Genomic DNA, 24,949 nt, shown 5'->3' on the forward strand with positions numbered 1-24,949 from the left:
ACGAAGTTGTCAACACCTGTCGTCGTCACTACATGGTTACGACGGTGCAGAACGGTCCCACGCCATGCCAAGGAGATCCGCTCCATGACGAGCCCCCAAGCGACGCCCGACTCAGCCCGAGTCCTCGACCCGACGGAGTTCTACTACGGCGGGCCGACGCCGTTTTTCGCGCTGCAGAGCGACCAGCGCTTTTCCTACTGCCTCTACGTGCCCAGCGCCCACCGCACCTCCGAGACGCCGCTGCCGCTGCTCGTCCTGATGCACGGTACCCAGCGCACCGCGGAGCGTTACCGCAACGACTACCGTGAGTTCGCCGAGCAGAACGACACCATCGTGCTCGCGCCGCTGTTCCCGGCGGGCATCGCGCAGCCCGGCGACCTGCACGGCTTCAAGCGCCTGAGCTTCGAAGGCATCCGCTACGACCTGATCCTGCTCGACATCATCGCCGAAGTCGCCGCGCGCTTCCGCGTGGACGCCGACCGCTTCTACCTGCACGGGTTCTCCGGCGGCGGGCAGTTCGCGCACCGCTTCGCCTACCTGCACGCCGACCGGCTCGCCGCGTTGTCCATCGGCGCCCCGGGCCGCGTCACGCGGATCGACCCGGACGTCCCGTGGTGGCTGGGCACCGCCGACGTGCGCGAGCTGTTCGGCACCGACGTGCAGGTCGAGGCGCTGCGCAAGCTGCCCGTGCAGATGATCGTGGGCGGCGAGGACAAGGACACCTGGGAGATCGCGGAGCCGGGCATCGACGCCGGCGGTGACACGCGGATCGAGCGGCTGATCACGTTGCGCAAGAATTTCGAGAGCAACGGGATCGACGTGCAGTTCGATGTGGTGCCGGGGGTCGCGCACCGGGGGCTGCTGATCCAGCCGGTCGTGAAGGACTTCATCGCCGGGGAGCTGGCGCGCCGGCCGTAGCGGGGGCGGGTTCACGGGGTACGGCCGCACCGTGGCGGCCTTCCCGTGGGCACGTGGATCGGGAAACGAGGGTGGGGATGGGGAACGAGGAAGAGTCGCTGCGCGCGCGGATCGCGCGGTGCCTGCCGAAGATGTCGCGGGCCGAGCGGACCGTCGCGGAGTACCTGCGCGACCACGGCCGCTACGCCATTTTCGCGACGGCCGAGCAGATCGGCGGCGCGACGGCGACCAGCGACGCGACCGTGGTGCGCACCGCGAAGTCCCTGGGGTTCGCGGGGCTGATGGACCTGCGCCGCAGCCTGGCGCGCGAGGTCGCGCTGGAGACCAGCCCGTCGCACCGGCTGCTGACCGAGCTGCCCGATGGCGCCACCGCGGGCGATGCCGTGGTGGACAAGGTCTTCAGCGACGCGACCGAGCGGCTGGCCGCCACCTGGCGGCTCGTGCGGTCCGACGAGTTCCTGCACGCGGTCGATCTGCTGGACGACGCGCGCGAGGTCCTCAGCTTCGGCCTGGGGGCCTCGGGCCTGGTCGCGCGGTACCTGACCATGCGCCTGGTCCGGATGGGCCGGCGCGCGCGGTCCGCGGGCGCCACGGGCTTCCAGCTGGCCGACGACCTGCTCGGCCTCGGCCCGGACGACGTCGTCGTGCTCTACATCCCCGGCCGGATCCTCGGCGAGATCGAGGTGCTGCTCGATCACGCCGAGGAGGTCGGCGCGAGGGTGGTGCTCGTGTCCAGTTCGCTGGGGCCGTTGTTCGGCTCCCGGGTGGACGTCTCGCTCACGGCCCCGCAGAGCGCCAGCAACTTCACCGGGGAGATGCTGAGCGCGGAGGTGCTCACCGACGCGTTGGTGCTGCGCCTGGCCTCCCGCGATGAAAACCGCGCGACGAAGACGTCGGAACTGCTTACTTCATTGCGTTCCGACCTGATCAACGGTGATCTGCGCGCTACGCGCCTGCCGAGCGGCGACGGGGTCGCTTAACCGGTGCCGGCGGTTTTCTCCACGCTGACGGTGCTCAGGTGGCGCCGCAGGTACTCCGCCGCGTCCGCGGTGCGGCCGGCCAGCAGCAGGTCCGCGATGTCGACGTGCTCGCGGCAGCGCACCGCGGCCCGGTCGCGTGGCAGCGTGCGCCGGTACTCGATCAGGCGGCGCAGGTTGTCCACGCGGCGCAGCGAGTCGATGAAGAACGTGTTGTGGCTGCAGGCCACCACGGCCTCGTGGAAGGCGCGGTTGCGGGCGAACAGCTCGGTGTTGCTCACGGTGTGCGCGGCGCCCTCGGCGAGCTCGAGCTGTTGCGCGCGAACGACTTCGATGGCCGCTTCGTCCACGGCGAAGCCGGGTTCCAGCAGTGCCGCGGGTTCCAGCGCGAGGCGGAAGCGGTAGCTGTCCTCATAGGACTCCTGCGACGTCAGCATCGGCTGGAACTCCCAGCCGTAGCCGGGCAGGCGCTCGATCCAGCCCTCGCCGGAGATGCGGCGCAGCACGGCCGTGACCTGGGCCGGCGTGAGGGCGTAGCGGCGCGCCAGCTCGCTCTCGCTCACGCGGTCGGGCAGCTCGCCGTCGAGCCGGTCCGACGCGATGCGCAGGTACTGCTCCTCGTCCTCGTCGCCGGTCTCGACGGTGAGCTCGGTGACGGGGCGGGCCACGGTGTGGCCGCCGCCGGGCTCGGCGACGGCCACCACCCCCTCGTCTGCCAGCAGGCGCAGCGCCGCGCGCACGGGCGAGCGCGAAACACGCAGGTGCGCGGCCAGGGTGCGCTCCACCAGCCGCGTGCCCGGCTCGGCCGCGGTCTCGCGGATGTAGCCCACGATGCGCGCCGCGACCTGCCGGGTGAGCGGGGTCGGGGTCTGTTCCACTTCCCCAGGCTAGCGCCGGTGCTCGGCATCCACCCGGGTGGTGGTGCCGGTCGCGACGATCGTGCGGGTGGCCTCCACCGAGGCGTAGGTCCAGAGGATCCGCATCGGCGCCGTGGCCGAGGCGTTGCGGAACCGGTGCGGCACGCCCGCGTCGACGTAGGTGGTGTCCCAAGTGGACAGGTGGTGCTCGGCGCCGTCGATCTCCACGATCGCCTCGCCCTCCAGGATCACCACGCTCTCGGGACAGTTGTGCGTGTGCAGCGGGATGCCCGCGCCGCCGTCGAAGAGCGTCTGGCCGTTGAGGAACACCTCGGCGCCCAGCGCCTTGGTCACCAACGGGATCGTGCGCGCGCCGCCGCCGCGGTCGGCCGCGGACAACTCGGCCGGCCGCAGCACCACGGACGGGAACGGCTTCGATTCGGTCATCGGGTCCCTCCGAACCACACGGTCTTCACGTTCACGAACTCGCGGATCCCGTCCGCGCCCAGCTCCCGACCGTAGCCGGACTTCTTGATCCCGCCGAACGGCAGCCGGGGGTCGGAGGCGACCATGCTGTTCACGAACACCGCGCCGGCCTGCAGGCCCTTGGCGAAGCGCTGCGCACGTTCCGAAGACCGCGTCCACACGGCGGCGCCGAGGCCGAACTCGGTGTCGTTGGCCAGCGCCAGGGCCTCGTCGTCGCCCGAGACGCGCACGATGGCCGCGACCGGCCCGAACGTCTCCTCGTCGAAGGCCGCCATGCCCGGCTTCACGCGGTCGAGCACCGTCGGCGCGTAGAAGTACCCCGGCCCGGCCACGGGCTCACCGCCCGTCCGCAACACGCCGCCGGCGGCGACGGTGCGGCGCACCTGATCGTCGAGCCCGTCGCGCAGGTCCTCGCGCGCGAGCGGCCCGACGGTGGTGCCCGCCTCGCCCGGATCGCCCACCCGCAGCCGTTCGACCGCCGCGGTGAAGGCCTCGGCGAACTCGTCGGCCACGGCTTCGTCCACGATGAACCGCTTGGCGTTGACGCAGCTCTGCCCGTTGTTGAGGAACCGCGCGCGCACGGCCGTCTCGGCGGCGGCCGGCACGTCGGCGTCGGCGAGGACCACGAACGGGTCCGAGCCGCCGAGCTCCAGCACCTGCTTCTTGAGCGCGGCCCCGGCCTGGCTCGCCACCAGCGCGCCGACGCGCGTCGAACCGGTCAGCGTGACGGCGGCGATGCGATCGTCGGCGATGAGCTTCGCGACCTCGCCGACGTCGACGAGCAGTGCCCGTACCAGCCCGGCGGGCGCCGAGGCCTTGCGGAACACGTCCTCGATGGCCAGCGCACAGCCTGGCACGTTGGTGGCGTGCTTGAGGATCGCGCCGTTGCCCGCGGCCAGTGCCGGGGCGGCGAAGCGGAAGAACTGCCAGAACGGGTAATTCCACGGCATCACGGCGAGCACCACGCCGAGCGGTTCGGCCACCACGGACGCCTCGGCCAGCACCGGGCGCTCGGCCAGGTACTCCGCGGCGTGCTCGGCGTAGTGCACGCAGTTGAGCGCGCACTTCTCGATCTCGGCCTCGGCTTCGGCGAGCGGCTTGCCCATCTCCTCGGTGATCAGCCGCGCGTATCCGGCCTTCCCCGCGCGCAGGACCGCAGCCAGCTCGCGCAGCAGGACGACACGTTCGGCAAGCGGTTTCTCGCGCCACTCGGCCTGCGTGGCCACGGCCGCATCCAGTGCGGCGTCGACTTCTTCGGCCGTGTGCAAGTCGTAAGTGGACAGTGGCTTGCCCGTCGCCGGGTTCACGGACTGGATCATCGGGCACCCACCGGGAGGCCGGTGATGGACTCGGAAACCGCGCCGGCGAACGCTTCGGTGCCGAGTGTTCCGCCGACGTCCGCGGTGCGCGTCGCAGGGTTGTCGAGCACGGAGTCGACCGCGCGGGTCACGAGCTGGGCGCCCGCCACGAGCGCGTCGTTGCCGTCGCGGCGCCCGCGCCAGTCGAGCAGCATCGCCGCGGACAGGATGAGCGACGCCGGGTTGGCCACGCCCCGGCCCGCGATGTCCGGGGCCGAACCGTGCTGCGCCTGGCCGACGCAGACGTCGTGGCCGGCGTTGATCGAGCCGCCGAGGCCCAAGCTGCCGGACAGCTCCGAGGCTTCGTCGGACAGGATGTCGCCGAACATGTTGGTGGTCACCAGCACGTCGAAGCGCGCCGGGTCGCGCACGAGCAGCGCCGCCGCCGCGTCGACGATCAGCTCTTCCAGCTCCACGTCGGGGAACTCCTGGGCGACCGCGCGCACCTCGCGCAGGAACAGGCCGTCGGACAGCTTGAGCACGTTGGCCTTGTGCACCGCCGTGACCTTGCCGCGGCGGCCGCGCGCGAGCTCGAACGCCGCCCGCGCGACGCGGGCGGAACCGCGCGCGCTGACCTTGCGCACGGACAGCGCGAGGTCGGGGTCGGGCATGAACTCGCCGGTGCCGGCGAACATGTTGCGGTCGGAGTAGAAGCCCTCGGTGTTCTCGCGCACGATCACGAGGTCCATGGGCTTGCGCAGGATGCTCAGGTCCTCGCGCGAACGGCACGGGCGTACGTTGGCGAACAGCTCGAACGTGGTCCGCAGCGCGGCGGACGGGTTGATCCCGCCCTTGTCGCGCGGTGGGTACTCGTAGTGCGACACCGGGCCGAGCAGCGTGCCGTCGACCTCGGGCACGCGCTCGAGGACCGACGAAGGCAGCGTGGTGCCGTCGGTCGCGAGCGAGGCGAGGCCGATGTCGCGCACCTCGAAGCTGAGGCCGAGCCCGAGCCGCCGGTCCGCGGCCCCGAGCACGTCCAGGGTCGCCGCCGTGATCTCCGGGCCGATTCCGTCGCCGGGCAGGACGAGGACTTTCACGGACGCTCCTTCCGACTGCGGATTTTCCGAGGCTGGTTTTTCACTCTAGCAATATACCATCAATGTAGTGGGCGCTTCAGTCTTCACAACGGTTGTAGGATCAGCTACCTTTCTCCGCCAAGAGCCTCCCCACCTGTCCGGCTCAAGTCCCCCCTGCTCGAGGAGATGGCTGCCGATGTCGCTGCTGCTCACCCAGGCCGTGTCCGCGGCCGAAGCGAACCCGACCCCCGAGGTGTGGCGGGTCATCACGAAAATGGCGTACTTCGCCGGCCTGATCGGGTCGATCGGCGGCTGCATGCTGTACCTGATCGTGCTGCGGCCCGTCTTGAGACGGCCGTCGGTCGACCCGGCCGACCGCGCCGTGCTGCAACGCCGCGCCGGCCTCTACTACGCGCTCGTCGGCACGTGGTTCCTGGTGGCGCTGTACTTCCAGATCGCCGGCAAGGGCGCCCGGGTGAAGGGCAAAGAGATCCCGTTCGGCGACGCGCTGTCGCCGGCGGCGATCTGGCGCTTCATCTCGGTGCCGGGCAAGAAGGGCGACTGGATCTCCAGCGGCGCCGAGGCGCTGATCCAGTACTCGCTGTGGGGTCTCGCGGCGATCGTGCTGATGCTGGCGTTCTCGCCGCGGCTGCGGGAAAAGCTCGGCGTGCTCACGCTGACCTCGCTCATCATCAACTTCCTGGCCTACCAGGTCACGCTGATGCCGACGAACTTCGCCAAGGCGACCGGCGACACCGTCGCCAACTCGCTGCTCGACCACCTGCACGTCTTCTCCATCTCGACGTGGGTCGGCGGCATCGCGGGCCTGGTGATCCTGGCCTTCTCGCGGCGCAAGCTCACCCGCGGCGCCGGCGACACGTTCGCCCAGATCTGGACGCGGTTCGCGACGCTGGCCATGGTCGCCGTCGGCTGCATCCTGATCACCGGCCTGTACCTGGCCTACACGCTGATCGGCAGCCCGTCGGAGCTGTTCACCACGAGCTTCGGGCGCTTCCTCGTCATCAAGGTGTCCTTGGTCCTCACGATGATCTGCATCGGTGCGGCCAACGAGTTCGTGATGATGCCGCGCATCGCCCGCGCCCGCGCCGCCGGTGCGGAGGGTTCGGTGTTCAAGCTGGCGCTGCGCACGTTCCCGGTCCTGGTGACCGTGGAAGTCGTCCTGGCCATCGGGGTGCTGTTCGTGCTCTCGTTCCTGACGGGTTCGGCGCGCGCCGAGGCCGGCGACCTCGCCGACCCGACGCTGAGCGGCAGCGTGATCGGCATCGGTGTGGTGCTGGCGATCCTGATCGCGGTCTCCTTCGTGACCACCGCGAAGGTGTCCGACCGCCTGTCCCGCTCGGCGGTGCGTGCCGACGAGGTCGAGCAGCGTGAGGCCGTGGCCGCGGAGAGCTGACCGTCACGGGCTTGTCAGGATTCACGTTGGTGTGTCAAGCCTTTGTGCCCATGCCCGCCCCGCCGTCGTTCGGAAGACCTTGAGGGTCCTCAACGAGAAGGTGGTGGCGGGCATGGGCACGGTGGTTTCCACGGTGGTGCTGGTGGCTCTTCGACCGTGCCGGCGCTGGCGTTGCGCGTGTCTTCGCGCGGGTGAGCGGTTCTTGTCGTGACGGCGCGGACTAGTTCTGCGTGTCCTCGGTGAGCTCCGTGGTGCAGGAGACGTCTTTCCCGGTGCGCTGATCGACCTGCTTCCGCTCCACGGTGATCCGGCAGGTCGCCGGTCCGTCCTGGGCCTCGACGTGCATGGTCACCTTTCCGAGTCCCTCCGGGATGCGCCCGATCTCGGTCGGAAGCGTCGCGGTGGTGACGTCCGGCTGCTTCACGCCCGGGTAGGTCAGCGTGATCTTCGCGGGGCCTTTGCCGTCCACGGCGAACTTGGTGTCGTAGGTGTAGCTTTTGGCGCCACACGCCGCGAGCGGCAGCACCAGGGCGGGAAGCAACAGGGCGACGACGGCTTTCTTCATGCCGCTGAGCTTCGTGCACGCCCGGCGCGATCACTTCGGCTGAACGGCCGAGGCGCCTCCTCCTTTCGGCCGGATCGTGCGGCGGATGAAGTCGCGGACGGCGGGGAACGCGGGCTTGGGCGAGTAGTCGTCCCGCAGCAGCCCGAAGCCACTGGCCCACCCGGCGTCGGAGCGGCTGTCGCGCAGGCCGAAGAGTTCGTAGGCCGCCACGCCGACGTCCGAGTCCAGAATGGACTGGGCGACGGTTTCCAGGACCACGCGCTGAGTGGCTTCGGCGCGGTCGCCGCCGGTTGGCCAGCCCGTTTCGGTGATGTGGATGGGCGTGGCCGAGAGGACGCCGACGTCGGTGGTGACCGAGCGGAATCCCTTGAGCAGCAACGTCACGGCGGCGGCGAGCCGGTCGTGCGGGATGCGGCGGAAGACGTCGGGGAAGAGGTCCAGGCCGACGAAGTCCAGGCGCGCCAGGTGGTCCGGGCCGATCGCCGAAGCCAGCTGTCGCCAGAACGCGGGATCGGCGGGGCCGGCGGAGTTCACGCCGATCCCGACGTCGGCGCCGAGGCGCTCGCATTCGTCGAAGGTCGCGGCGACGTCGGCGCCCACGGCTTCGAAGCAGCCCGGGCTGCCGCCGTCGAGCGGGGCCGGCACGTTGAGCTCCTCGCCGACCTGCACCTTGCCGCCGCCCCACGCGGCGACGTCGCGGACGGCCTGGCGCACGAAGTCGGCAAAGCCGTCCGGCTCGGGTTCGCGGCCCTGGTAGCACGCGACCAGGTCGATCAGCCGGCCCTCGCCCGCGTACAGCCCGGGCCGTTCGGGCGTCCGGGACCACTTGTTCCCGAAGTGCCGGTAGCAGCGGACGTAGAAGTGCGGCGCTGCCCCTTGGAGTTCCTTCAACGCCGCCAACGTCGCACCGGGGTCTTCCGGTGGGCAGGACAGCGGCTTCAACTCGACCAGGTCGGCGTCGATGACACCGGGCCAGATCCCGAAGGTCACCAATACCTCCTCATAGCCGTATACGGCTAACCGTATACGGTCAATGAGGTAGAGTTCAAGCGTGCCCAAGAACGCCCTCGACAACCCGCTGGTGCTGCCGATCCTCGGCCTGCTCGTGGAACAGCCGCGCCATGCGTACGCGGTGTTCAGCGAAGTCCGCGGCCGCTACGGCTACCTCGCGGTGCGCAACGCGACCGTCTACACGCTGCTGGACCGGCTCACGGCCGAAGGGTGGGTCGCCGCCACCGGTGGGGCCGAGCGCGACGTGCTCGCGGTGACCGACGACGGCGTCGCCGCGCTGGCCGAGCGCGTGCGCAAGCAGCTCGGCGCGGATCTGACCGGCGGACCGCCGTTCGTGACGGCGTTGGCGTACCTCGGGATTCTGCCGCCGTCAGAAGCACAAGCCGTGCTGCGCGAGCGGATCGAGCTCGTGCGCGAGGAAATCGAAGGACTCGAAACCGCCACGCGCGAAGCGGCCACGCTCGAAGTCCACATGATCGAGGCGCACTACCTGCTCTCGCGGCTGCGCCACGACGTCGAGTGGCTGAGGCGCACGGCGGACCGCATCGGCGACGGCGAGCTCGCCTGGCCTCAGTGAGCGGCGCCCGTCAACGCGATCGTGCGGTCGGTGTGCGCGGCCAGCAGTGGGTCGTGGCCGGCCACGAGCACGGCGGCGCCCGCGTCGGCGGCGGTGCGCGGGCGGGCGAGGACGACCTCGGCGTTCTCCTCGGCTGATTTCGGTGGGGAGACGGTCGGCGAACTTGGCGAGGTCGAGGGTTTCGAGCAGCTTGGCGAGGTCGGCGTTGCCGCCGGTGCGGGTGGCGAAGGCGAGGTTGTCGGCGACGGTGAGCTCGTCGAACAAGCCGATGGACTGCGGCACGAAACCCAGGTGCTGCCACGGCATTCGCCCCATCGGCACGTCCGGCAGCAACGAACCCGGCGTGACGCTGCCGGTGTCCGGGGTTTCCCAGCCGCCGGCGATCATCAGCAGCGTGCTCTTGCCGGAACCCGAAGGGCCGGTCAAGGCGACGAGCTCGCCGGGGTGGAGCGCGAAGCTGATCGGGCGCAGGACCTGGGTGCCGCCGTAGCTCTTCGAGACGTCGGTGAGGCTGAGCACGGTCATCGGATGCGTCCGTCCACGAGTTCGATCACGTCGTCGGCCACGGCGACCAGTTCGGGGTCGTGGGTGGCGACCACGACGGCGTGCCCGAGTGCCGCCAGCCGGCGAACGGCGTCGCCGACGAGGTGGGCCGACGTGCGGTCGAGCTGGGCCGTCGGCTCGTCGGTGAGCAGCGCGGCGGGATCGCCGGCGGCAGCGAAGGCGAGGGCGACGCGTTCCCGTTCGCCGCCGGAGAGGCCGCTGGGTTTGCTGTCGCCGCGGTGCCCGAGCCCGAGGGGGGCGAGCAGTTCGCTCGAGGCGGTGCCGGTACCGCGCAGGCGGGTGGCGAGCTCGAGGTGTTCGTCGACGGTGAGGTAGCCGAGGAGGTTGTCGACGGGGTTCTGGAAGACGTAGCCGAGCCTGCGGCGGCGGAGTCCGCGGCGGCCGCGGGCGGACAGGGCGGTGGCGTCGATCCCGTCGACCTCGACGCGGCCGCGGACGGGGCGTTCGAGGCAGGCGAGGAGCCGCAGCAGGGTGGATTTGCCGGAGCCGGACGGTCCGACGAGCGCGGTGACCGGCCGCGGGCGGCGGACACGGAAACCTCTTGCAGCGCAACGACGTCGTGGGTCGCGGTCCGGTAGGTCTGGTGCACGTCCTCGCGCCGGAGTGCGTCAGTTGGTGTCACGCAGCACCTCCGGCGGGTGGGCGCGCGAGACGGCGCGCTGGGCGGCCAGCGTGGCGAGCACGGCGGCCAGCAGAGTCGCCGCGGCGAGGCGGGCGGTGAGCGACCACGGTGCGGCGATCAGGGTGCCGGGTGCGGCGGCGGGGTCGAGGTCGTAGCCCACGCTGGTGATCGCGACGGCGACGGCGACGGCGGCGAAGCCGAGGCCGGCGGCGAAGCCGGTGGCCGGCAGGCCGCCGACTTCGTAGAGCAGGGCACGCCAGTGTGCGCGGGGTCCGATGTCCATGCGCCGCAACAACAAGTACGCGCCGCGCCCGCGCCCGCGAATTCAGATACAGCAACAGCCCCACGAGCACGATCGCGCCGGCCAGCACGGACACCGCGGTGAGGAACACGAACGTGTAGGTGATGGCCGCGTAGACACCGTTGGCCGTCACGTCCTGGGCCTGGCTCAGCGTGCCGACGGGTACGTGAGCGGCCGACAGCGCGGGGACGATCCGCGCCGGGTCGCCGCGCAGCCACAGCTCGTGGTGCAGGTTCTGCCCGGCCAGCTGCATCAGCACGTCGCGGCGAACGAACATCAGCGGAAACCCGGCGCTCTTCCCGGGCAGCTGCGCGACGCTGGTGACGGAGAACTCGACGGTGTGGCCGTTGATCTCCATCGGCACGACGGTGGTGGCCAGCTGCGTGGTGACCTGGCCGGCGCGCACCACCATGCCGCCCAGCGAAGACGTCTACTCCGTGCTGCCGAACCGGTGGAACGGCTGCCCGAGTGGGTCTCCGGGGTCCTGGGTGCGAGCGCCCGGAGACACGAGCGCGACTGGGTAGGTGCCGGTGTTGGACAGCGGGCTGCCGCGGTAGAGGCCGACGAGGCTGCACCAGTACTGCTGGTCCGGCAGGGAACGCAGGTCGCGGTAGATCCCGGCGACGCGCATCGTCGACGTGCTGCCGCCTTCCGGTGCGGTGGCTTTGCCGGTGGGCTTGAGGTCGTTGCGGGAGCCGCCGCGGACGGTCACGAGGTCGCCGGCGTGGAGGTTCTAGAGCGCGGCGAACTGGTCCGGCAGCCAGGTGCCCGGCCCGGTCCCGCGCTGGACCACCTGGATGTGGTGCTGGAAATCGGTGCGCGAGACGAGGTTGACGACCGTCTGCTCCGGGTGCGTCGGCGTGCCCGTCGCCGTTTCCACCGACGCGCCGGAGACCACGGTCGACACCGGCGCCGAAGCCCGCGGCACCTCGGCGGTGGCCTGGCCGGCCAGCCTCGCGCGCGTGTCGTAGAGGTTGCACCCGACCTGCTCGGCTACAGCGGGGTCGCGCTGCTGCATCGGCAGGCCGCCCTGCCACTGCGCGCCGACCGCCCATCCACAGGCCAGCGACGTCTGCTGTTGCAGCGTCGCGTTGCCCGCCGCCGAGAGGAACACCGCGACGGCCGTGGCGGGCAGCGCCACCAGGACCGCGACCGCCGCGATCACCACCGCCGGATTACGCCATCCCGTCCGCACGGCCCGCGACCACGGCGTGGGCAGCCCCCTTCTCGGCATGTCGAGGAGTTTCACACAAGCGTTCGCCGCTCAGCGTGCGCCGAGATCGTTTGGAAACGCCCGCGCTGGCCGACTGCGTCCGCGCGACGACGGGGCTGTGGCGGAATCCCGCTCAGCGGGCCGGTTCGGGGTGCGCGTGCCCGTCGGGGGCGCAGTGCGAGCACACGCCGGTGAGGATCGGGGCGGTGGTGGCCTCGGCCGTGCCGACGGAGTCGAGGCGTCCGCAGTTCGTGCACAGCAGGTGGCCGTGTTCGGGCCCGGCGAGCTCGTAGCGCTGGGCGACGCCGACGGTGTCGAAGCGGCGGACGAGCCCGGCGGACACACCGGTGGCGAGGACGTCGTGGATCGCCCGCGTGGAGGCGAAGCGGAGGCGGTCGCGCACGTGGGGAAGCAGCTCGGCGACGGTGGTGTGCGGCTGCTCGGCGAGGGTTTCGAGCACGGCCTGGCGGGCGGTGGTCACGCGCAGGCCGGCGCGGCGCAGGCGGGCCCCGGCGTCGATGTGGCCGGGCGACGGCTGGGGGAGCGTGGGGGTCGGGGGCACAAGACCTTCCTAGTGCCTAGAGTTGATGCAGTCAATTGTCTGATGGAGTCAAGTATGAACTACGCGGCGGTGTAACGGCAGGTGGGCAGGGGGTTCGGCGGGTCACCTGTGAGCTTCTCCACCACAGACTTGATGCAGTCCATTCTGGGGTACGCTGCGCGCATGGACGGGTTCGGGGTGCGGTTGCGCCGGGTAGGGCTGCGCAACACGCCGCAGCGGCGAGCAGTGCTGGCCGCGGTCGAGCGGCACCCGCACTCGACGGCGGCCGAGCTCGCCGTGGACCTCGAAGCCGACGGCGCCGCCGGCGGGCTCTCCCGGCAAGGCCTGTACAACGTGCTCGAGGATCTTGTCTCGGCCGACCTGCTACGTTCGCTGGAACCTGCGGGCTCACCCGCGCGCTTCGAACCGCAGCGCCACGACAACCACCACCACCTCGTGTGCCGCGGCTGCGGCGCGATCCAGGACGTGCCGTGCGCCGTCGGCGCCCCGCCGTGCCTCGACCCGGTCACCGCGCCGGGCTTCCGCGTCGAAGCGGCCGAGGTGACGTGGTGGGGCGTGTGCGACGCGTGCGCTGCTGCTGAGTTACGTCCGTCCACAACGGACTGACGGCTGCCGGGCCGGGGCGTCCTGTACCAGGCTCGGCGCGCTGCCGTGGCGCGGCCGTGAAGATCAACTGCCGGCGCTACTCCGGCTGCGCGCGCAGGTGGCGGCGCAGGGTCTCATCGCTGCCCAGCCCGCTGCGCCGCGCCGCCGCGGCCACGGTTTCCCCGCTCATCACCAGCGCGATCGCCGCTTCCCGGCGCACGGCGGCGACGTAGGTGGCCGGTGTCTGCCCCGTGCCTTCCTTGAACAGCCGCGAGAGGTGGCGCGTGCTGAGGCCGGCGCGCTGCGCCATGCTCGTGAGGCAGTGGTCCCCGGCCGGGTCGGCGGCGACCTCGTCGCAGAGCGCGCGGACGACGTCGCGGCGCGGGCGCGCGGTGCGGGCGGGCACGGAGAGCTGGGGCTGCGCGCCGCGGCGGCGCATGAAGACCACCAGCTCGCGCGCGATCTCGTGGGCCAAGACGTCGCCGGCGTCCTCCTCCACCAACGCGAGCGCGAGGTCGATGCCGGAGCTGACGCCGGCAGAGGTGAGCACGTGGCCGTCGCGCACGTAGATCGCCTCGGGTTCGACTTCGACGGCGGGGTAGCGCTCCTGCAGCGCGTCCGCGTGGCGCCAGTGGGTGGTGGCGCGACGGCCGTCGAGCATGCCGGCGGCGCCGAGCGCGAACGCGCCCGCGCATACCGACGTCACGCGCCGGGCGCCGCGTGAGAGGTGCCGGACCGAGGTGAGCATCTCGGCGTTCGCCCCCGGTTTCACCAGGCACTCGCCGCCGGGCACGACCAGCGTGTCGACCGCGGTCACGTCGGCTGCGGCCTGGTCGACGCCCAGGCGCAAGCCGCTCGACGTGGTGATGTCGTGCCCGTCCGGGGAACACATCGTGACGACGTAGCCGGTGCCGAGCTCGGCGGCGACGTCGAACACCTCCAGCGGCCCGGTCACGTCGAGCAGCCGGACGCCGTCGAACACGAGGACGGCGATCGGGACATCCGGTCTCGACAGGCTCACTCCGGGAACATACGACGGCCCCCGGCGGCAGGAAAGGGCCGGATGTGTGGGCTGCGTGTCCGCGTCCAGCCGGTTACCCGGTGTTACCTTTCCTCGGACGACGCGAAGGCGGTGCTCAGGATGAAACTGCAACACGGTCTCGGCGGTCTCGAAGGCCTCGACGGTTTCCCGTTGGACTACGAGAAGCGCGTGTTCGTCGAAGACTGGGAGAAGCGCATCTTCGGCATCCACGCGGCGATGATGGGCCTGAGCGCTTCACTGCGTGACTCCGTCGCCGGTTACGACCTCGACGCGGTGCCCACCACGTTCCGCACCACGTGGACGTGGGCCCACCTGCGCACGGGCGCGGAGGCGATGCACCCGTTCGAGTACTTCAAGTTTCGTTATTACGAGAAGTGGCTGGGCGGCATCAGCGCATACCTCGTCGAGCAGGGTTACCTCACGCAGGAGGAACTGGACGCCGCCACGGAGCGCTTCCGCGAGCAGCCGCAGGCACAGCTGCCGGATCGCGAAGCCGAAGCCGTCGACGCGCAGGTGCTCGACTACCTGCGCCGCGGTGACACCCCGAGGCGCGGCCCCGCCACGCCGGCGTTCGCGGTGGGCGACGAGGTCGTGGTGCGCAACCCGCCGGCCACGGAGCACACCCGCCTGCCCGGCTACCTGCGCGGGCACCGCGGCCGCGTGGAGCGCGTGTTCGAGGGCAACTACTCGTACTTCGTCTCGACCGGCGGCGACGGGCTCGGGGAGCCGATGTCGGTGTACCTCGTGCGGTTCGAGCCCGAACAGCTGTGGGGCGAGGAAACCGAACGCGCGGCCGGCCCGCTGTACGCGGAGCTGTACGAGACCTACTTGTCCGCCGGATCGACGAGGGACGGAAACCGATGAGCGAGCTGTTCGCCTACCCCGACGACCGCGAGGAGGCGAGCGCCGCACAAGTCAAGGCGCTCGAGGCGCTCCTGATCGAGAAGGGCGTGATCACCGGGTCCACTGTGGACAAGGTGCTCGGCTACTTCGAGTCGGAGATGACGCCACTCAACGGCAAGAAGATCGTGGCCCGCGCGTGGGTCGACCCGGAGTTCGCCCGGCTGCTGGCCACGGACACCCCGAAGGCGATCGCGCAGCTGGACCTGCCCGAGGGCATGGCGGGCGCCGAGGGCGAGCACATCGCGGCCGTGGTCAACGAGCCCGGCGTGCACAACCTGGTGATCTGCTCGCTGTGCTCGTGCTTTCCGTGGCCGGTGCTGGGGTTGCCGCCGTACTGGTACAAGGACCCGGTGTTCCGCGCCCGGGCGGCGCGCGAGCCGCGGGTGGTGCTGGCCGAGCTGGGCGTGGAGCTCGACGACGACACTGAGGTACGGGTGTGGGATTCGAGCGGGCATTCGCGGTGGTTCGTGGTGCCCGCGCGGCCTTCGGGCACGGAGGGCTGGAGCGAGGAACAGCTCGCCGAGCTCGTGACGACGGAGTCGATGATCGGCGTGGCCCTCGCGGGCCCGGCGGCGTGAGGGGGCGGGCATGGCGGTCGACATCAGCACGCTGAACTACGACGAGGCCGGGCACGTGAAGTTCCACTCATCGTGTTCGGTGGACCTCGAGCAGCCCGTGTTCGACGCGGAGTGGCAGCGGCGCGCGTTCGGCCTGGCGGTGGCGCTGTCGGAATTCGGCCACTACGCGTGGGAGGACTTCCAGCGCGAGCTGATCTCGGCGATCGGCTCGTGGCAGTCCGCGCCCGACGACGAAAAGGGCCGCTGGGAGTACTACCAGCACTGGGTGACGGCCCTCGACACCGTCGTCCGGCGCCACGGCCTGCTCGAAGAGGGGTACGTCAACCCCGAGGACCGCGACTGAGGGTGAGCGCGTTCACCTAGACTTCCTCCTCACCGGGCGCGTGGTTCCCCGGGCGACGCGGAGGAGGCGGCAGGGTTGGTCAGCCGGGCCGAGAAGAACGAATCGAACCCCGACCTGGGCGTCCTCGCCGGGCGGCTGCTCTTCGCCGTGCAGCACGAGCTCTTCACGTCCCTGGCCGCCCAGGGCTTCGCCGACCTCCACCCGCGCCACGGTGCCGTACTCGCCTATCTGGACACCGAGGGTGTCCGGGCGACCGAGCTTTCGCGCCTTTCCGGGCAGCACAAACAGGTGATCGGGACGATGATCGACGAGCTGGAGGCCCTCGGGTACGTCGAGCGCCGCCCGGATCCCGCCGACCGCCGGGCGAAGCTGATCTGCCCGACCGAGCGCGGGCTGGCCGAGATGCGTGCGGCCGGCCGGATCATGACGGCTTTGCAGGAACGTCACGCGCGCCGGCTGGGGCGTGACGTTTACACACAGTTCAAGGCGGTGCTGCTCGACGTGGTGGAGCACCAGCGCAAGCGCACCGTGTGACGCTCAGCCGATCCGGTGCGAACCGGGCTCGGTCCAGCCCGGGTTTCCTCGGGTGACGAAGGAAACCCACGCGTTGTGGGTGCTCCGGGTGAGGTCCGCGGGTGGTTCGTCGGGGCCGAGCAACGCGCGTTCGCCGCGCAGGCCGGGCAGGTCCACGCAGTCGAAGACGAACGGCAGCTCGACGCAGTGGCAAGCCCCGAGGCGGCCGTCGAACGCGGATGAGCGCCAGCGGAAGGCGTAGGTGTACTTGCCCAGGTTTTCGCCGGCTTCTCTGAAGGCGTCGGTCATCAGCCGGGTGAGGAGTTGTTCGGGGTTGTCGTGGGGATGTGTTTCCCGGCAACGAGCGACGCGGGCTTCGGGGTCGGGGAAGCGTCGCCGGGAGCCCTCGCGGAGGTCCGCTTCGGTGGTGGCGAAGGCGAAGGGGATCGAATAGAGGTTGGCTTCTTCGGTGTTGGTCTTGGCGAGGAGGTCGACGTCGCCGCGGAGGCCGTCGGCGGGTTGGCGCGTCAGGAGTTCGCCGTCGAGGACGGGTTTGAAGGGGCGTTGCCGAGCGACGGGTCGAGGAAGTCGTGCGCCGGGTTGAGGTGCTCGGTCAGGTCGAGGATCCGTTCGTCGCCGAGGTCCGCCAGGGCAACGGCAGTGGCCGGCTGACCGAGGGTTTCCCCGAACGCCCGCGTGGTGGCCGCGGCGCGCTCGGGCGGGTGGCAGTACAGGGCGTGACCGCTCTGGCTGATCCCGCGACGGAACAGGTCTGTCGGTGTGGTCAGCAGGGCGAGCACGAGCATGGCGCCGGCGGACTGCCCGCCGACGGTGACGTTCGCGGGATACCCGCCGAAGTTCGCGATGTTCTCGTTGACCCACCCGAGGGCGGCCAGCACGTCGAGCAGCCCACGGTTGGCGGGCGCGTCGGGCAGGTCGAGCCAGCCGATCGCGCCGAGCCGGTAGTTCACGGTCACCAGCACGACCCCGCCGCGGGGAAACGTGTCGGTGGCGTACACGGGCGCCTGGCCGGTCCCGGTGGCGAAGCCCCCGCCGTGCAGGAAAACGAGCACGGGCAGGTTCCTCGTCCCGGGATCCGGCGTGGAGACGGTGAGGCTGAGGTAGTCGCCTTGTGCCGTCGTCGTCCCGAGAACCGGCGACAGATCGGCCCGCCCGAACGGCCGCGGCCGCTGGGGCGCGGTGGCTCTTGCCGCGTCCCTGACGCCGTCCCACCTCGGCGGCGGCCCTGGCGCGGCGAACCGCCCCGCCCCGACCGGCGTCGGCGCGTACGGAATCCCCCGCGAACGTGACACCGTGCGCGCTCCGGCGGCCGAGGACCTTGCCCGAGCTGGTGCGGACGGTGGTCACCGGCGGGGCCTCAGCGCAGCGCGTCCTGCAGAGCTGCCAACCCCACCGGGCCCACCGCGAGCGCGTCGTGGTGCCACTGCCGCAGTGAGAAGTCCGGGCGGGAAGCCGCCTCGGCGCGGGCGGCGAGCCAGGACCGCTCGCCCAGCTTGTACGCGATCGCCTGGCCCGGCCAGCCGAAGTAGCGCACCACCTCGGCGTGCACGCGGTGCTCGGCGGCCAACCCGCGTTCGTGGAGCACGCGGCAGGCGATGTCGAAGTCCCAGCGGGAGCCGTCGGGCAGGGGCAGGTCCAGGTGCGCGCCGATGTCGATGACGACGCGGGCGGCGCGCATGGCGGAGCCCGCGAGCATGCCGAGGCGGGTGCCGGGCTGGGTGTACCAGCCGAGCTCGTCGGCGAGGCGCTCCGCGTAGAGTGCCCAGCCTTCGGCGTGGCCGCTGACGGAGTGCACGCGGGCGAAGCGGCTGACGCGGTCGGCGGCGAGCTTCGCGGTGCCGATCTGCAGGTGATGGCCCGGCACGCCCTCGTGGAACACCGTGGTCAGCTCCGACCACACGGCGAAGCGCGAACGCCCGCCGAGCGGCCACCACGTGCGGCCGGGGCGGCCGCCGTCCTCGCTCGGGCCCGTGTAGTACGGCGCGCCCGAAGCGGAGCCGTGGGCGATGGTCACGTCGATGGCGCGCAGGGCTTCCGGGATGTCGAAGTGGGCGGCGGCGTCGGCCATGGCGCGGTCGTGGGCCGCCCGCAGCCAGTCCACATAGGCCGGTTCACCGTCCACAAAGTACTGCTCGTCGAGCAGCGCCATGGCCTCCGCGACCGAAGCGCCCGCACGTACCTGGGCCGCCTCCGCCGCCAGCTCCTGCTCGATGCGTTCCAGCTCGGCCCAGCCCCACTCGTACGCCTCGGCCAGATCGATGTCTGCACCCAGGCTCAGGCGCGCGCCGGCCGCGTAGCGCTCGGCGCCGACGCCCTCGACGCTGCTCGCGCGCGGTGCGTAGTCCTCGCGCAGGAAGCGGGCCAGCTCGGCGTAGCCGCGGTGGGCGGCGTCGGCGGCGGAGCGCAGGTCGAGAGCGAGCGGCCCGTCGCCGTAAGCAGCCACGAGGGCTTCGTGGACGCCGGCGAACCGGTCGGCCTGCGACGCCGTCTCCAGGGCCTGCCGGCGCGCGGCGACGAGGCCGCGGTCGAGGCCGGCGCGCAGGGACGTCTGCCAGCTCGCCAGCATCGTCTCGACGCCGGCCAGACGCACGCCGATCACGTGCCAGTCCTCGTCGCCGCCGCGCGGAAGCATGTCGACGGTGTCGCGCAAGGAAGTCAGCACGCCGAACTGCGCCTTCACGGTGCGCAGCGGCTCGCCGAGGTCGTGCCACGCGAGCTGCGCTTCGAGCCGTTCCTTGAGATGCGCGCCCGCGATGCGGTCCTCGGCGGACTCGGGCGTGAGCGTGGCCAGGGTCGCGAGTGTCCGGCGGGCCAGGTCGGCGCGGGCATCGAAACCGTCGGGGGAGAAGTCGGTGAGCGTGGCGGGGTCGGGGGTGCTGATCCCGCGCATCGTCGCCGCCACGGGGTCCAGGGTGGCTTCTGCGGTCACGTGCTCGTCGGAGAGCTGGAAGATCGGCGTCACGCGGCTCACGCTATACCCGCTCCGCGAAGCCGGTGTGAACTTCAGGAAGCCACACTGTTTGGCGAGAACACCGGTGACCACTAGGATCCCGCCATGCACCGCGTGGTGATCCTCGCCCTGGACACGGTCGTGCCGTTCGACCTGGCCACGCCCATCGAGGTGTTCACCCGCACGCGCCTGCCCGACGGCCGCGCCGCCTACCAGGTGCGCGTCTGCGGTCCCGCCGAGGTGATCGAAGCCGGCGCCTTCACGATCCGGCCACGGCACGGCCTCGAAGCCCTCAGCGAAGCGGACACGATCATCGTCCCTGGCCGAGACGAGCTCGAAGAGGTGCCCGCCGACGTCGTGGACGCCCTGCGCGCAGCCGCCGCGAGCGGCACGCGCATCGCGTCCATCTGCTCCGGCGCGTTCATTCTCGCCGCCACCGGCCTGCTCGACGGGCAACGCGCCACCACGCACTGGGTGGCCGCGCCGCTGCTCGCCGCCCGCTACCCGGCGATCGAGGTCGACGCCGACGTGCTGTACGTCGACAACGGCGACATCCTCACCTCGGCCGGCCCGCCGCCGGCCTCGACCTCTGCCTGCACCTCATCCGCCGCGACCACGGTTCCGCGGTCGCCGCCGATGCCGCCCGCATGTCCGTGATGCCGCTCGAACGCGAGGGCGGCCAGGCGCAGTTCATCGTCCACGACCAGCCGCCCACCCCGGGCGGCTCGGTGCTCGAACCGGTGCTGCGCTGGCTCGACGAGAACTGCGCGAAGGACTTCACGCTCAACGACATCGCCGCCCACGCCGGCATGAGCAGCCGCACGCTGAACCGCCTTCCGTGAGCAGACCGGCACCAGCCCGTTGCAGTGGCTGCTGCGCGCCCGCATCCGCCAGGCGCAGCACCTGCTGGAAGCCACCGACCACGGCGTGGACCGCATCGCGGGCCAGGTCGGCTTCGGCTCGCCGACGTCGTTCCGCGACCGCTTCAAACGCATTGTGGGCACCAGCCCACAGGCCTACCGCGGCAGCTTCCAGCGTCGCTGAACAGTGGAGACCGGCCGGACGCGACGGCGACCGCCGCGCCCGGCCAGGGGATCAGCGCAGCAAGCCGGTGAGCTCCGAGAGGTCACCCAGACCCGCCAGCCCGTAGGTCAGCTCCGTGATCCGATCGGCCGTGTCCGCCGAGACCACGCGCGTGGCGTTGAGGCGGAACTTCGTGGCCAGCTCGTCGGCCGACAGCGGGTTGCCCGGCCCGCCGCGGTTGACGTCGACGCGTTCCTCCACCTCGGTGCCGTCGGTCAGCCGCGCACGCAGGACCGCGGGGAACTGGTGCGGGAAGATCTCGTCACACCGCGAGTCCGGCACACACGTCACCTTGGCCGCCAACGCGAGCCGCGCGGGATCCGCCGCGGCCTCGTCGGTGAAGTCCTCGTGGAACACGCCCAGCCCGCCGCCGCCCAGGAACGCCGCCGCGACCGTGTACGGGCCGGAGAACGCCGCGTGATACCCCGACTTCGGGTGGATCTTGTCCTCGCGCGGCTCGCCGATGGTGCGCAGCACGGCCGTCGGAGCGCCGAGCTCCAGACCGGCGATCGAAGCCGGATCCACGCCCCGCGCCCGCAGCCGGCGCGCCGCGTCGATGCCGGCGTGCGTGAAGTGGTTGCAGGGATACGGTTTGAAGAAGATCCCCGGCAGCTCCCAGTCGGTGCCGAGCCCGGTCACGATCTCGTCCACGTGGGCCTGGTCGCCGCAGAACGCCTGCAGGAAACCGAATCGGCCCTCCAGGACGGTCGGCGGGCCGGTGATTCCGTGGCGTGCCATCCCGGCCGCGGTTACCGCGGCGTGCGCGGCCCAACCGCAGTGCACGCGCTTCACCGTGCCGCCGGTGCGGTTGGCCTCCAGCAGGCCGGAACCCATGCTGGCCGCGATGCCGATGGCGTCGGCGATCCCGGCTTCGTCCACATCGGACAGCATGGCGGCGGCGGCAGCGCCACCGAGGGCACCGCAGATCGCCGTGGCGTGCAGGCCGTGTTCGAAGAACACGGAGTTGCCGAGCTCCTCGTCGTACCCCGCCATGCCGAGCCGCACGGTGATCTCGATGCCGACACCGATCGCGTCGAGCAGCTGCGCGCCCGTGGCACCGCGGGATTCCGCGACGGCGAGCGCCGCCGGCACGACCGAAGCCGACGGGTGCAGGACCGAAGGCAGGTGCGTGTCGTCGAAGTCGAGCGAGTGCGCGAGGGTGCCGTTGAGCAGGGCCGCGCTCGGGTCGGGCAGCTTCTCGCCGCTGCCGATCGCGGTGGCGCGGCCATTGCCACCCCACTCCCGCACGAGCGCGCCCACGGCCGCGGCCGGACGTTCGCCCGTGGCGGCCAGGCTGTTGCCCAGCACGTCGAGCACCCGCCGCGCGGCGTCGTCCCGCAGCTGCGGCGGCAATCCCTTGGCCCGCACCGAAGCCGCGAACTCGGCGACGCGCTGCACGATCGTTTGCGTGACGGTCGTTTTCGTCATGCCGTCACCGCCGCGAGCGGACGCACGGGGGAGCCGGTGCCGCCGACGATCCGCAGCGGTGCCAGCACGAACACGAACTCCGACAGGCCTTCCTCGGCCACGGCTTCGAGGTTCAGGTGCTCCATGATGAAGATCCCGGACTGCACCAGGAGAATTCGGTGCACCGGCAGCACCGCGTGCCCGGCGCCGGCCGGGATCTGCTCGTACGCCGTGGTGTCCGAACCGGTGGCGGCGATCTTGCGCTCGGCCAGCCACTCGGCGGCCGACGTCGCGGCACCCGGAACGCCGGTCTCCTTGCCCAGGTACGCCGCCGTGTCCCCGAAGTTGCGCGCCCACCCCGTGCGGATCAGCGCTACGTCACCGGGGCCGGGCTCGGTGCCCGCGCGCCTCGCGGCGGCTTCGAGGTCCTCGGCCGTGACGCCGTAACCCGGCTCCAGTGTGGGGACCCCGTGCACGGCGGCGACGTCGAGCAGCACCGCGCGGCGCAGCAGGCCGGGCAGGTTCTCGGCGCCGTGCGTGCGGAACACCCCGCCCTGCTGGGCCTCGGCCGCGTCGACGCCGCCGTGCAGCTCACCGTCGTGGCTGACGTGCGAGAGCGCGTCGATGTGGGTGCCGACGTGCCCGCCGGTCACGATGATCTCGTTGGCCGCCGAACCGCCGTCCGGGCGGCGCATGTCGCCGTGGCGGCGGATCAAGGTCATCCGGAACCCGGGATGGTTCGGCGAGCAGGGCATGCCGGTGAAGAACGGCTGACCGAGCTCGATCAGCCGGACCCCGCCGGCGACCGCCGCCAGCAACGGATCCTGGGTACGTGTCATGAGTGCGTGCCTTCCTCGACGTGCTTTTCTCCCGACTCCGCGAGCGCGAGCACCCATCGGGCGCGGGCCACGATCGCGGCGTCGACGAACTGTCCGTGGTCATCGATCCAGGCGGCGTCGCCCGACGAAGCGAGGTGGCCGAGCAGCTGGCTCGCCCACGCCGTCTCCGCCGGATCGGGCGCGCACACCTCGTGCACCACGGGAATCTGGGACGGGTGGATCACCGACCGGCCGAAGAAGCCGGCACGGCGCCCCGCTTCGGTGCTCGCGCGCAAGCCGTCGAGGTCGCGCACGGCGGTCCACACGCTCTGCACCGGACTCGGCAGTCCGGCCGCGCGCGCGGCCACAACCACACGAGACCGCGGCCACACCAACGCGTCTGCACCGGCCACGCGCAGATCGGCAGCGAGATCCGCTTCACCGAGCGAAATCCCGGCGACGAGCGGGTGCGAGGTGGCCAGCGTGAGCGCGTTCTCCACGCCCAGCGCCGATTCGAGGATCGGGTACAGCGCGACGCCCAGGGTGTCGGCGACGCGGCGCAGTTCGTCCGGGTCCTCGGCTTTGGGCACGCGCACCCCGGCCGGCTTGCCGTCCGACGCCGCCAGCGCGGCCAGGTCCGCCTGGCCCGCGGCGGAGGCGGGTGCGTTGATCCGCACGTAGATCCCGGCGCCTTCGGCCAGCGTCTTCACCACCGTGCGGCGCGCCTGGTCCTTGGCGGCCACCGCGACGGCGTCTTCCAGGTCCACGACCACGGCGTCGGCCGGGCCCGCGAGCGCCTTGGCGATCCGGTCGGGCCGGTCGCCGGGCACGTAGAGCCAGCTGCGCACCACCGTCACTTGATCACGCCTTTTTCGCGCAGTGAAGCCAGCTCCGGCTCGCCGAAGCCGTAGCGGCCGAGGATCTCGGCGGTGTGTGCGCCGAGCGGCGCGCCGGTCGACGTGATCCCGCCGGGCGTCTCCGACAGCCGGAACAGCACGTTCTGCATCTTCACCGGGCCGAGCTCGACGTCGTCGACGGTCGTGATGCTGCCGAGCGCCGCGAACTGCGGGTCGGTCATCACGTCGGCGGCGGTGTAAATCGGGGCGACGGCGGCCTGGGCTTCTTCGAACGCCTTCACCACGTCGTCGCGGTCGCGCTCGGCGATCCACGAGCCGACCGCGTCGTCGAGCTCGTCGGCGTGCTGCGCGCGTTCCGCACCACTCGCGAACCACGGCTCGTCGACGAGCTCCGGGCGCCCGACCAGGCGCATCACGCGCTCGGCGATCGACTGCGCGCTCGTCGAGATCGCGACCCAGTTGCCGTCGCGGGTGCGGTAGGTATTGCGCGGCGCGTTGTTCGTGGAGCGGTTGCCGGTGCGTGGCTGCAGCGTGCCGAGCTGGTCGTAGGCGATGATCTGCGGCCCGAGCAGCGTCAGGATCGGCTCGATGATGGCCAGGTCCACGACCTGGCCGCGCCCGGTCTGCTCGCGCGCCCGCAGCGCCGTCATCACGGCGAACGCGGTGGTCAGCGCGGCGATGCCGTCGGCGAGGCCGAACGGGGGCAGCGTCGGCGGGCCGTCGGGTTCGCCGGTGATGGCGGCGAACCCGCTCATCGCCTCGGCGAGCGTCCCGAAGCCGGGGCGCTTCGCGTACGGGCCGATCTGCCCGAAACCGGTCACGCGCGTGAGCACCAAGCCGGGGTTGATCTCGCGCAGCTCGTCGTAGCCCAGCCCCCAGCGCTCCAGCGTGCCCGGGCGGAAGTTCTCCACCACCACGTCGGCGTCGGCCACCAGTTTGCGGAAGATCTCCTGGCCCTCGGGGGAGCCGAGGTAGAGCGTGATGGCCTTCTTGCCGCGGCCGAGCATCTTCCACCACAGGCCGACCCCGTCGCGCTGCGCGCCGTGGCTGCGGACCGGGTCGCCGTTCGGGTGCTCGATCTTGATCACCTCGGCGCCGTAGTCGCCCAGCAGCGTCGCGGCCAGCGGACCGGCGAACAGCGTGGCGGTGTCGAGTACCCGGATCCCGGACAAAGCGCCCGTCATGGGGCCTACCTGCCTTTCTCGTCCGGCGGCCGAGGCACGTGCTCGTTGTTTCGCCGGGAGGAACAACTGTGAACTCGATGTTTCCCGCCCTTGGTGCGGGCTAGCCACCAAATTCGCACTGATCACGGGGTTCCGTCAAGTTATGCGCAGATATTGACCTGACGCGGAGGCCGGTGTCACGATGTCCGGCAACAATCCCGGCGTTTCTCCAAGCGGAACGCCGA

29 protein-coding genes and 2 pseudogenes are annotated in these 24,949 nt (G+C 71.4%); 11 read left to right on the plus strand and 20 right to left on the minus strand.

Annotated features, from left to right (window positions below):
* Positions 1-84: 84 nt before the first annotated feature.
* Together AB0F91_RS20430 and AB0F91_RS20435 are read left to right on the plus strand one after the other, a co-directional pair.
* Complete coding sequence (locus AB0F91_RS20430) at positions 85-918, plus strand: PHB depolymerase family esterase (RefSeq protein ID WP_360599299.1); 834 nt, start codon at positions 85-87, stop codon at positions 916-918.
* Positions 919-995: 77 nt separating this feature from the next.
* On the plus strand, positions 996-1,898 hold the full coding sequence (locus tag AB0F91_RS20435) for a MurR/RpiR family transcriptional regulator (protein ID WP_360599301.1): 903 nt from the start codon (positions 996-998) through the stop codon (positions 1,896-1,898).
* On the opposite strand, the gene AB0F91_RS20440 is transcribed toward AB0F91_RS20435, so the two are convergent.
* Genes AB0F91_RS20440 through AB0F91_RS20455 form a run of 4 tightly spaced genes read right to left on the minus strand, consistent with a single transcriptional unit; the run spans position 1,895 to position 5,633 of the window.
* The gene (locus AB0F91_RS20440; RefSeq protein WP_360599304.1) at positions 1,895-2,773 is read right to left on the minus strand and encodes a GntR family transcriptional regulator; all 879 of its coding nucleotides are present in this window, start codon (positions 2,771-2,773) and stop codon (positions 1,895-1,897) included. The two genes, AB0F91_RS20435 and AB0F91_RS20440, sit on opposite strands and share 4 nt — an antisense overlap.
* Before the next feature lie 9 nt (positions 2,774-2,782).
* Positions 2,783-3,199 carry a cupin domain-containing protein gene (locus AB0F91_RS20445; RefSeq protein WP_360599306.1) on the minus strand — a complete coding sequence of 139 codons (417 nt, stop codon included), beginning with the start codon at positions 3,197-3,199 and terminating at the stop codon, positions 2,783-2,785.
* The gene (locus tag AB0F91_RS20450) at positions 3,196-4,557 is read right to left on the minus strand and encodes an NAD-dependent succinate-semialdehyde dehydrogenase (protein ID WP_360599308.1); all 1,362 of its coding nucleotides are present in this window, start codon (positions 4,555-4,557) and stop codon (positions 3,196-3,198) included. The genes AB0F91_RS20445 and AB0F91_RS20450 overlap by 4 nt, the downstream gene beginning before the upstream one ends.
* Positions 4,554-5,633, minus strand: a complete 1,080-nt coding sequence (locus AB0F91_RS20455; RefSeq protein ID WP_360599310.1) for an isocitrate/isopropylmalate family dehydrogenase — start codon at positions 5,631-5,633, stop codon at positions 4,554-4,556. The genes AB0F91_RS20450 and AB0F91_RS20455 overlap by 4 nt, the downstream gene beginning before the upstream one ends.
* A gap of 175 nt (positions 5,634-5,808) precedes the next feature.
* On the opposite strand from AB0F91_RS20455, the gene AB0F91_RS20460 reads away from it, so the two are divergent.
* Positions 5,809-7,026: a CopD family protein gene (locus tag AB0F91_RS20460; RefSeq protein WP_360599312.1), complete on the plus strand. Its 1,218-nt coding sequence runs from the start codon at positions 5,809-5,811 to the stop codon at positions 7,024-7,026.
* Positions 7,027-7,246: 220 nt separating this feature from the next.
* Here AB0F91_RS20460 and AB0F91_RS20465 read toward each other — a convergent pair whose 3' ends face one another.
* On the minus strand, positions 7,247-7,591 hold the full coding sequence (locus tag AB0F91_RS20465; RefSeq protein WP_360599314.1) for a hypothetical protein: 345 nt from the start codon (positions 7,589-7,591) through the stop codon (positions 7,247-7,249).
* 30 nt (positions 7,592-7,621) lie between these two features.
* On the minus strand, positions 7,622-8,581 hold the full coding sequence (locus tag AB0F91_RS20470; RefSeq protein ID WP_360599316.1) for a hypothetical protein: 960 nt from the start codon (positions 8,579-8,581) through the stop codon (positions 7,622-7,624).
* A gap of 61 nt (positions 8,582-8,642) precedes the next feature.
* Between AB0F91_RS20470 and AB0F91_RS20475 the strand changes: the two genes are divergently transcribed.
* Both AB0F91_RS20475 and AB0F91_RS20480 read left to right on the plus strand, forming a co-directional pair.
* The gene (locus AB0F91_RS20475) at positions 8,643-9,179 is read left to right on the plus strand and encodes a helix-turn-helix transcriptional regulator (protein ID WP_360599318.1); all 537 of its coding nucleotides are present in this window, start codon (positions 8,643-8,645) and stop codon (positions 9,177-9,179) included.
* Positions 9,176-9,316: a hypothetical protein gene (locus AB0F91_RS20480; protein WP_360599753.1), complete on the plus strand. Its 141-nt coding sequence runs from the start codon at positions 9,176-9,178 to the stop codon at positions 9,314-9,316. The genes AB0F91_RS20475 and AB0F91_RS20480 overlap by 4 nt, the downstream gene beginning before the upstream one ends.
* A gap of 40 nt (positions 9,317-9,356) precedes the next feature.
* Here the strand turns inward: AB0F91_RS20480 and AB0F91_RS20485 are convergent.
* The 6 genes and pseudogenes from AB0F91_RS20485 to AB0F91_RS20510 all read right to left on the minus strand — a co-directional run.
* Positions 9,357-9,704: pseudogene (locus tag AB0F91_RS20485) on the minus strand (ATP-binding cassette domain-containing protein); the annotation flags it as partial.
* Positions 9,701-10,213 (minus strand): ATP-binding cassette domain-containing protein, encoded by a 513-nt coding sequence (locus tag AB0F91_RS20490; protein ID WP_360599736.1) that lies wholly within the window; start codon positions 10,211-10,213, stop codon positions 9,701-9,703. The pseudogene AB0F91_RS20485 and the gene AB0F91_RS20490, both read right to left, overlap by 4 nt.
* A 138-nt stretch (positions 10,214-10,351) precedes the next feature.
* On the minus strand, positions 10,352-10,648 hold the full coding sequence (locus AB0F91_RS20495) for a hypothetical protein (protein ID WP_360599320.1): 297 nt from the start codon (positions 10,646-10,648) through the stop codon (positions 10,352-10,354).
* 448 nt (positions 10,649-11,096) lie between these two features.
* Positions 11,097-11,378, minus strand: coding sequence for a hypothetical protein (locus AB0F91_RS20500; protein WP_360599322.1), 282 nt, complete (start codon positions 11,376-11,378; stop codon positions 11,097-11,099).
* A gap of 21 nt (positions 11,379-11,399) precedes the next feature.
* Complete coding sequence (locus tag AB0F91_RS20505; protein WP_360599324.1) at positions 11,400-11,900, minus strand: hypothetical protein; 501 nt, start codon at positions 11,898-11,900, stop codon at positions 11,400-11,402.
* Between the two features lie 112 nt (positions 11,901-12,012).
* Positions 12,013-12,441 carry a transcriptional repressor gene (locus tag AB0F91_RS20510; protein WP_360599326.1) on the minus strand — a complete coding sequence of 143 codons (429 nt, stop codon included), beginning with the start codon at positions 12,439-12,441 and terminating at the stop codon, positions 12,013-12,015.
* A gap of 162 nt (positions 12,442-12,603) precedes the next feature.
* Here AB0F91_RS20510 and AB0F91_RS20515 point away from each other — a divergent pair, with 162 nt between their 5' ends.
* Positions 12,604-13,047, plus strand: a complete 444-nt coding sequence (locus AB0F91_RS20515) for a Fur family transcriptional regulator (RefSeq protein WP_360599328.1) — start codon at positions 12,604-12,606, stop codon at positions 13,045-13,047.
* A gap of 76 nt (positions 13,048-13,123) precedes the next feature.
* Here the strand turns inward: AB0F91_RS20515 and AB0F91_RS20520 are convergent, their stop codons facing one another.
* A complete protein-coding gene (locus AB0F91_RS20520) occupies positions 13,124-14,047 on the minus strand; it encodes a DJ-1/PfpI family protein (RefSeq protein WP_360599330.1) in 924 nt (307 codons plus the stop codon).
* Positions 14,048-14,167: 120 nt separating this feature from the next.
* On the opposite strand from AB0F91_RS20520, the gene nthB reads away from it, so the two are divergent.
* From nthB to AB0F91_RS20540, 4 genes are all read left to right on the plus strand, one after another.
* Positions 14,168-14,932, plus strand: a complete 765-nt coding sequence (nthB, locus tag AB0F91_RS20525; RefSeq protein WP_360599332.1) for a nitrile hydratase subunit beta — start codon at positions 14,168-14,170, stop codon at positions 14,930-14,932.
* The gene (gene nthA, locus AB0F91_RS20530) at positions 14,929-15,549 is read left to right on the plus strand and encodes a nitrile hydratase subunit alpha (protein WP_360599334.1); all 621 of its coding nucleotides are present in this window, start codon (positions 14,929-14,931) and stop codon (positions 15,547-15,549) included. Before nthB ends, nthA begins: the two co-directional genes overlap by 4 nt.
* Positions 15,550-15,559: 10 nt before the next feature.
* Positions 15,560-15,892, plus strand: a complete 333-nt coding sequence (locus AB0F91_RS20535) for a nitrile hydratase accessory protein (RefSeq protein WP_360599336.1) — start codon at positions 15,560-15,562, stop codon at positions 15,890-15,892.
* 75 nt (positions 15,893-15,967) lie between these two features.
* Entirely contained in the window at positions 15,968-16,426 is a 459-nt protein-coding gene (locus AB0F91_RS20540) for a MarR family transcriptional regulator (RefSeq protein ID WP_360599338.1), read from the plus strand.
* A gap of 3 nt (positions 16,427-16,429) precedes the next feature.
* Here the strand turns inward: AB0F91_RS20540 and AB0F91_RS20545 are convergent, their stop codons facing one another.
* From AB0F91_RS20545 to AB0F91_RS20555, 3 genes are all read right to left on the minus strand, one after another.
* On the minus strand, positions 16,430-16,714 hold the full coding sequence (locus tag AB0F91_RS20545) for a hypothetical protein (RefSeq protein WP_360599340.1): 285 nt from the start codon (positions 16,712-16,714) through the stop codon (positions 16,430-16,432).
* 218 nt (positions 16,715-16,932) lie between these two features.
* A complete protein-coding gene (locus AB0F91_RS20550) occupies positions 16,933-17,718 on the minus strand; it encodes a carboxylesterase family protein (protein ID WP_360599342.1) in 786 nt (261 codons plus the stop codon).
* Positions 17,719-17,783: 65 nt separating this feature from the next.
* On the minus strand, positions 17,784-19,388 hold the full coding sequence (locus AB0F91_RS20555; RefSeq protein ID WP_360599344.1) for a DUF885 domain-containing protein: 1,605 nt from the start codon (positions 19,386-19,388) through the stop codon (positions 17,784-17,786).
* A 93-nt stretch (positions 19,389-19,481) separates the two neighbouring features.
* Here AB0F91_RS20555 and AB0F91_RS20560 point away from each other — a divergent pair.
* Positions 19,482-20,420: pseudogene (locus tag AB0F91_RS20560) on the plus strand (helix-turn-helix domain-containing protein).
* Between the two features lie 51 nt (positions 20,421-20,471).
* Here AB0F91_RS20560 and AB0F91_RS20565 read toward each other — a convergent pair.
* From AB0F91_RS20565 to AB0F91_RS20580, 4 genes are read right to left on the minus strand one after another with little or no spacing between them, the layout of a single operon-like run.
* Positions 20,472-21,887, minus strand: coding sequence for an MmgE/PrpD family protein (locus AB0F91_RS20565; RefSeq protein WP_360599346.1), 1,416 nt, complete (start codon positions 21,885-21,887; stop codon positions 20,472-20,474).
* Positions 21,884-22,705: a cyclase family protein gene (locus AB0F91_RS20570; protein ID WP_360599348.1), complete on the minus strand. Its 822-nt coding sequence runs from the start codon at positions 22,703-22,705 to the stop codon at positions 21,884-21,886. Before AB0F91_RS20570 ends, AB0F91_RS20565 begins: the two co-directional genes overlap by 4 nt.
* Positions 22,702-23,541 carry a CoA ester lyase gene (locus AB0F91_RS20575; protein ID WP_360599350.1) on the minus strand — a complete coding sequence of 280 codons (840 nt, stop codon included), beginning with the start codon at positions 23,539-23,541 and terminating at the stop codon, positions 22,702-22,704. Before AB0F91_RS20575 ends, AB0F91_RS20570 begins: the two co-directional genes overlap by 4 nt.
* Positions 23,538-24,725 carry a CoA transferase gene (locus AB0F91_RS20580; RefSeq protein WP_360599352.1) on the minus strand — a complete coding sequence of 396 codons (1,188 nt, stop codon included), beginning with the start codon at positions 24,723-24,725 and terminating at the stop codon, positions 23,538-23,540. Before AB0F91_RS20580 ends, AB0F91_RS20575 begins: the two co-directional genes overlap by 4 nt.
* Positions 24,726-24,949: the final 224 nt, after the last annotated feature.

This window comes from Amycolatopsis sp. NPDC023774 (genome assembly GCF_040639695.1).
Lineage (GTDB): Bacteria > Actinomycetota > Actinomycetes > Mycobacteriales > Pseudonocardiaceae > Amycolatopsis.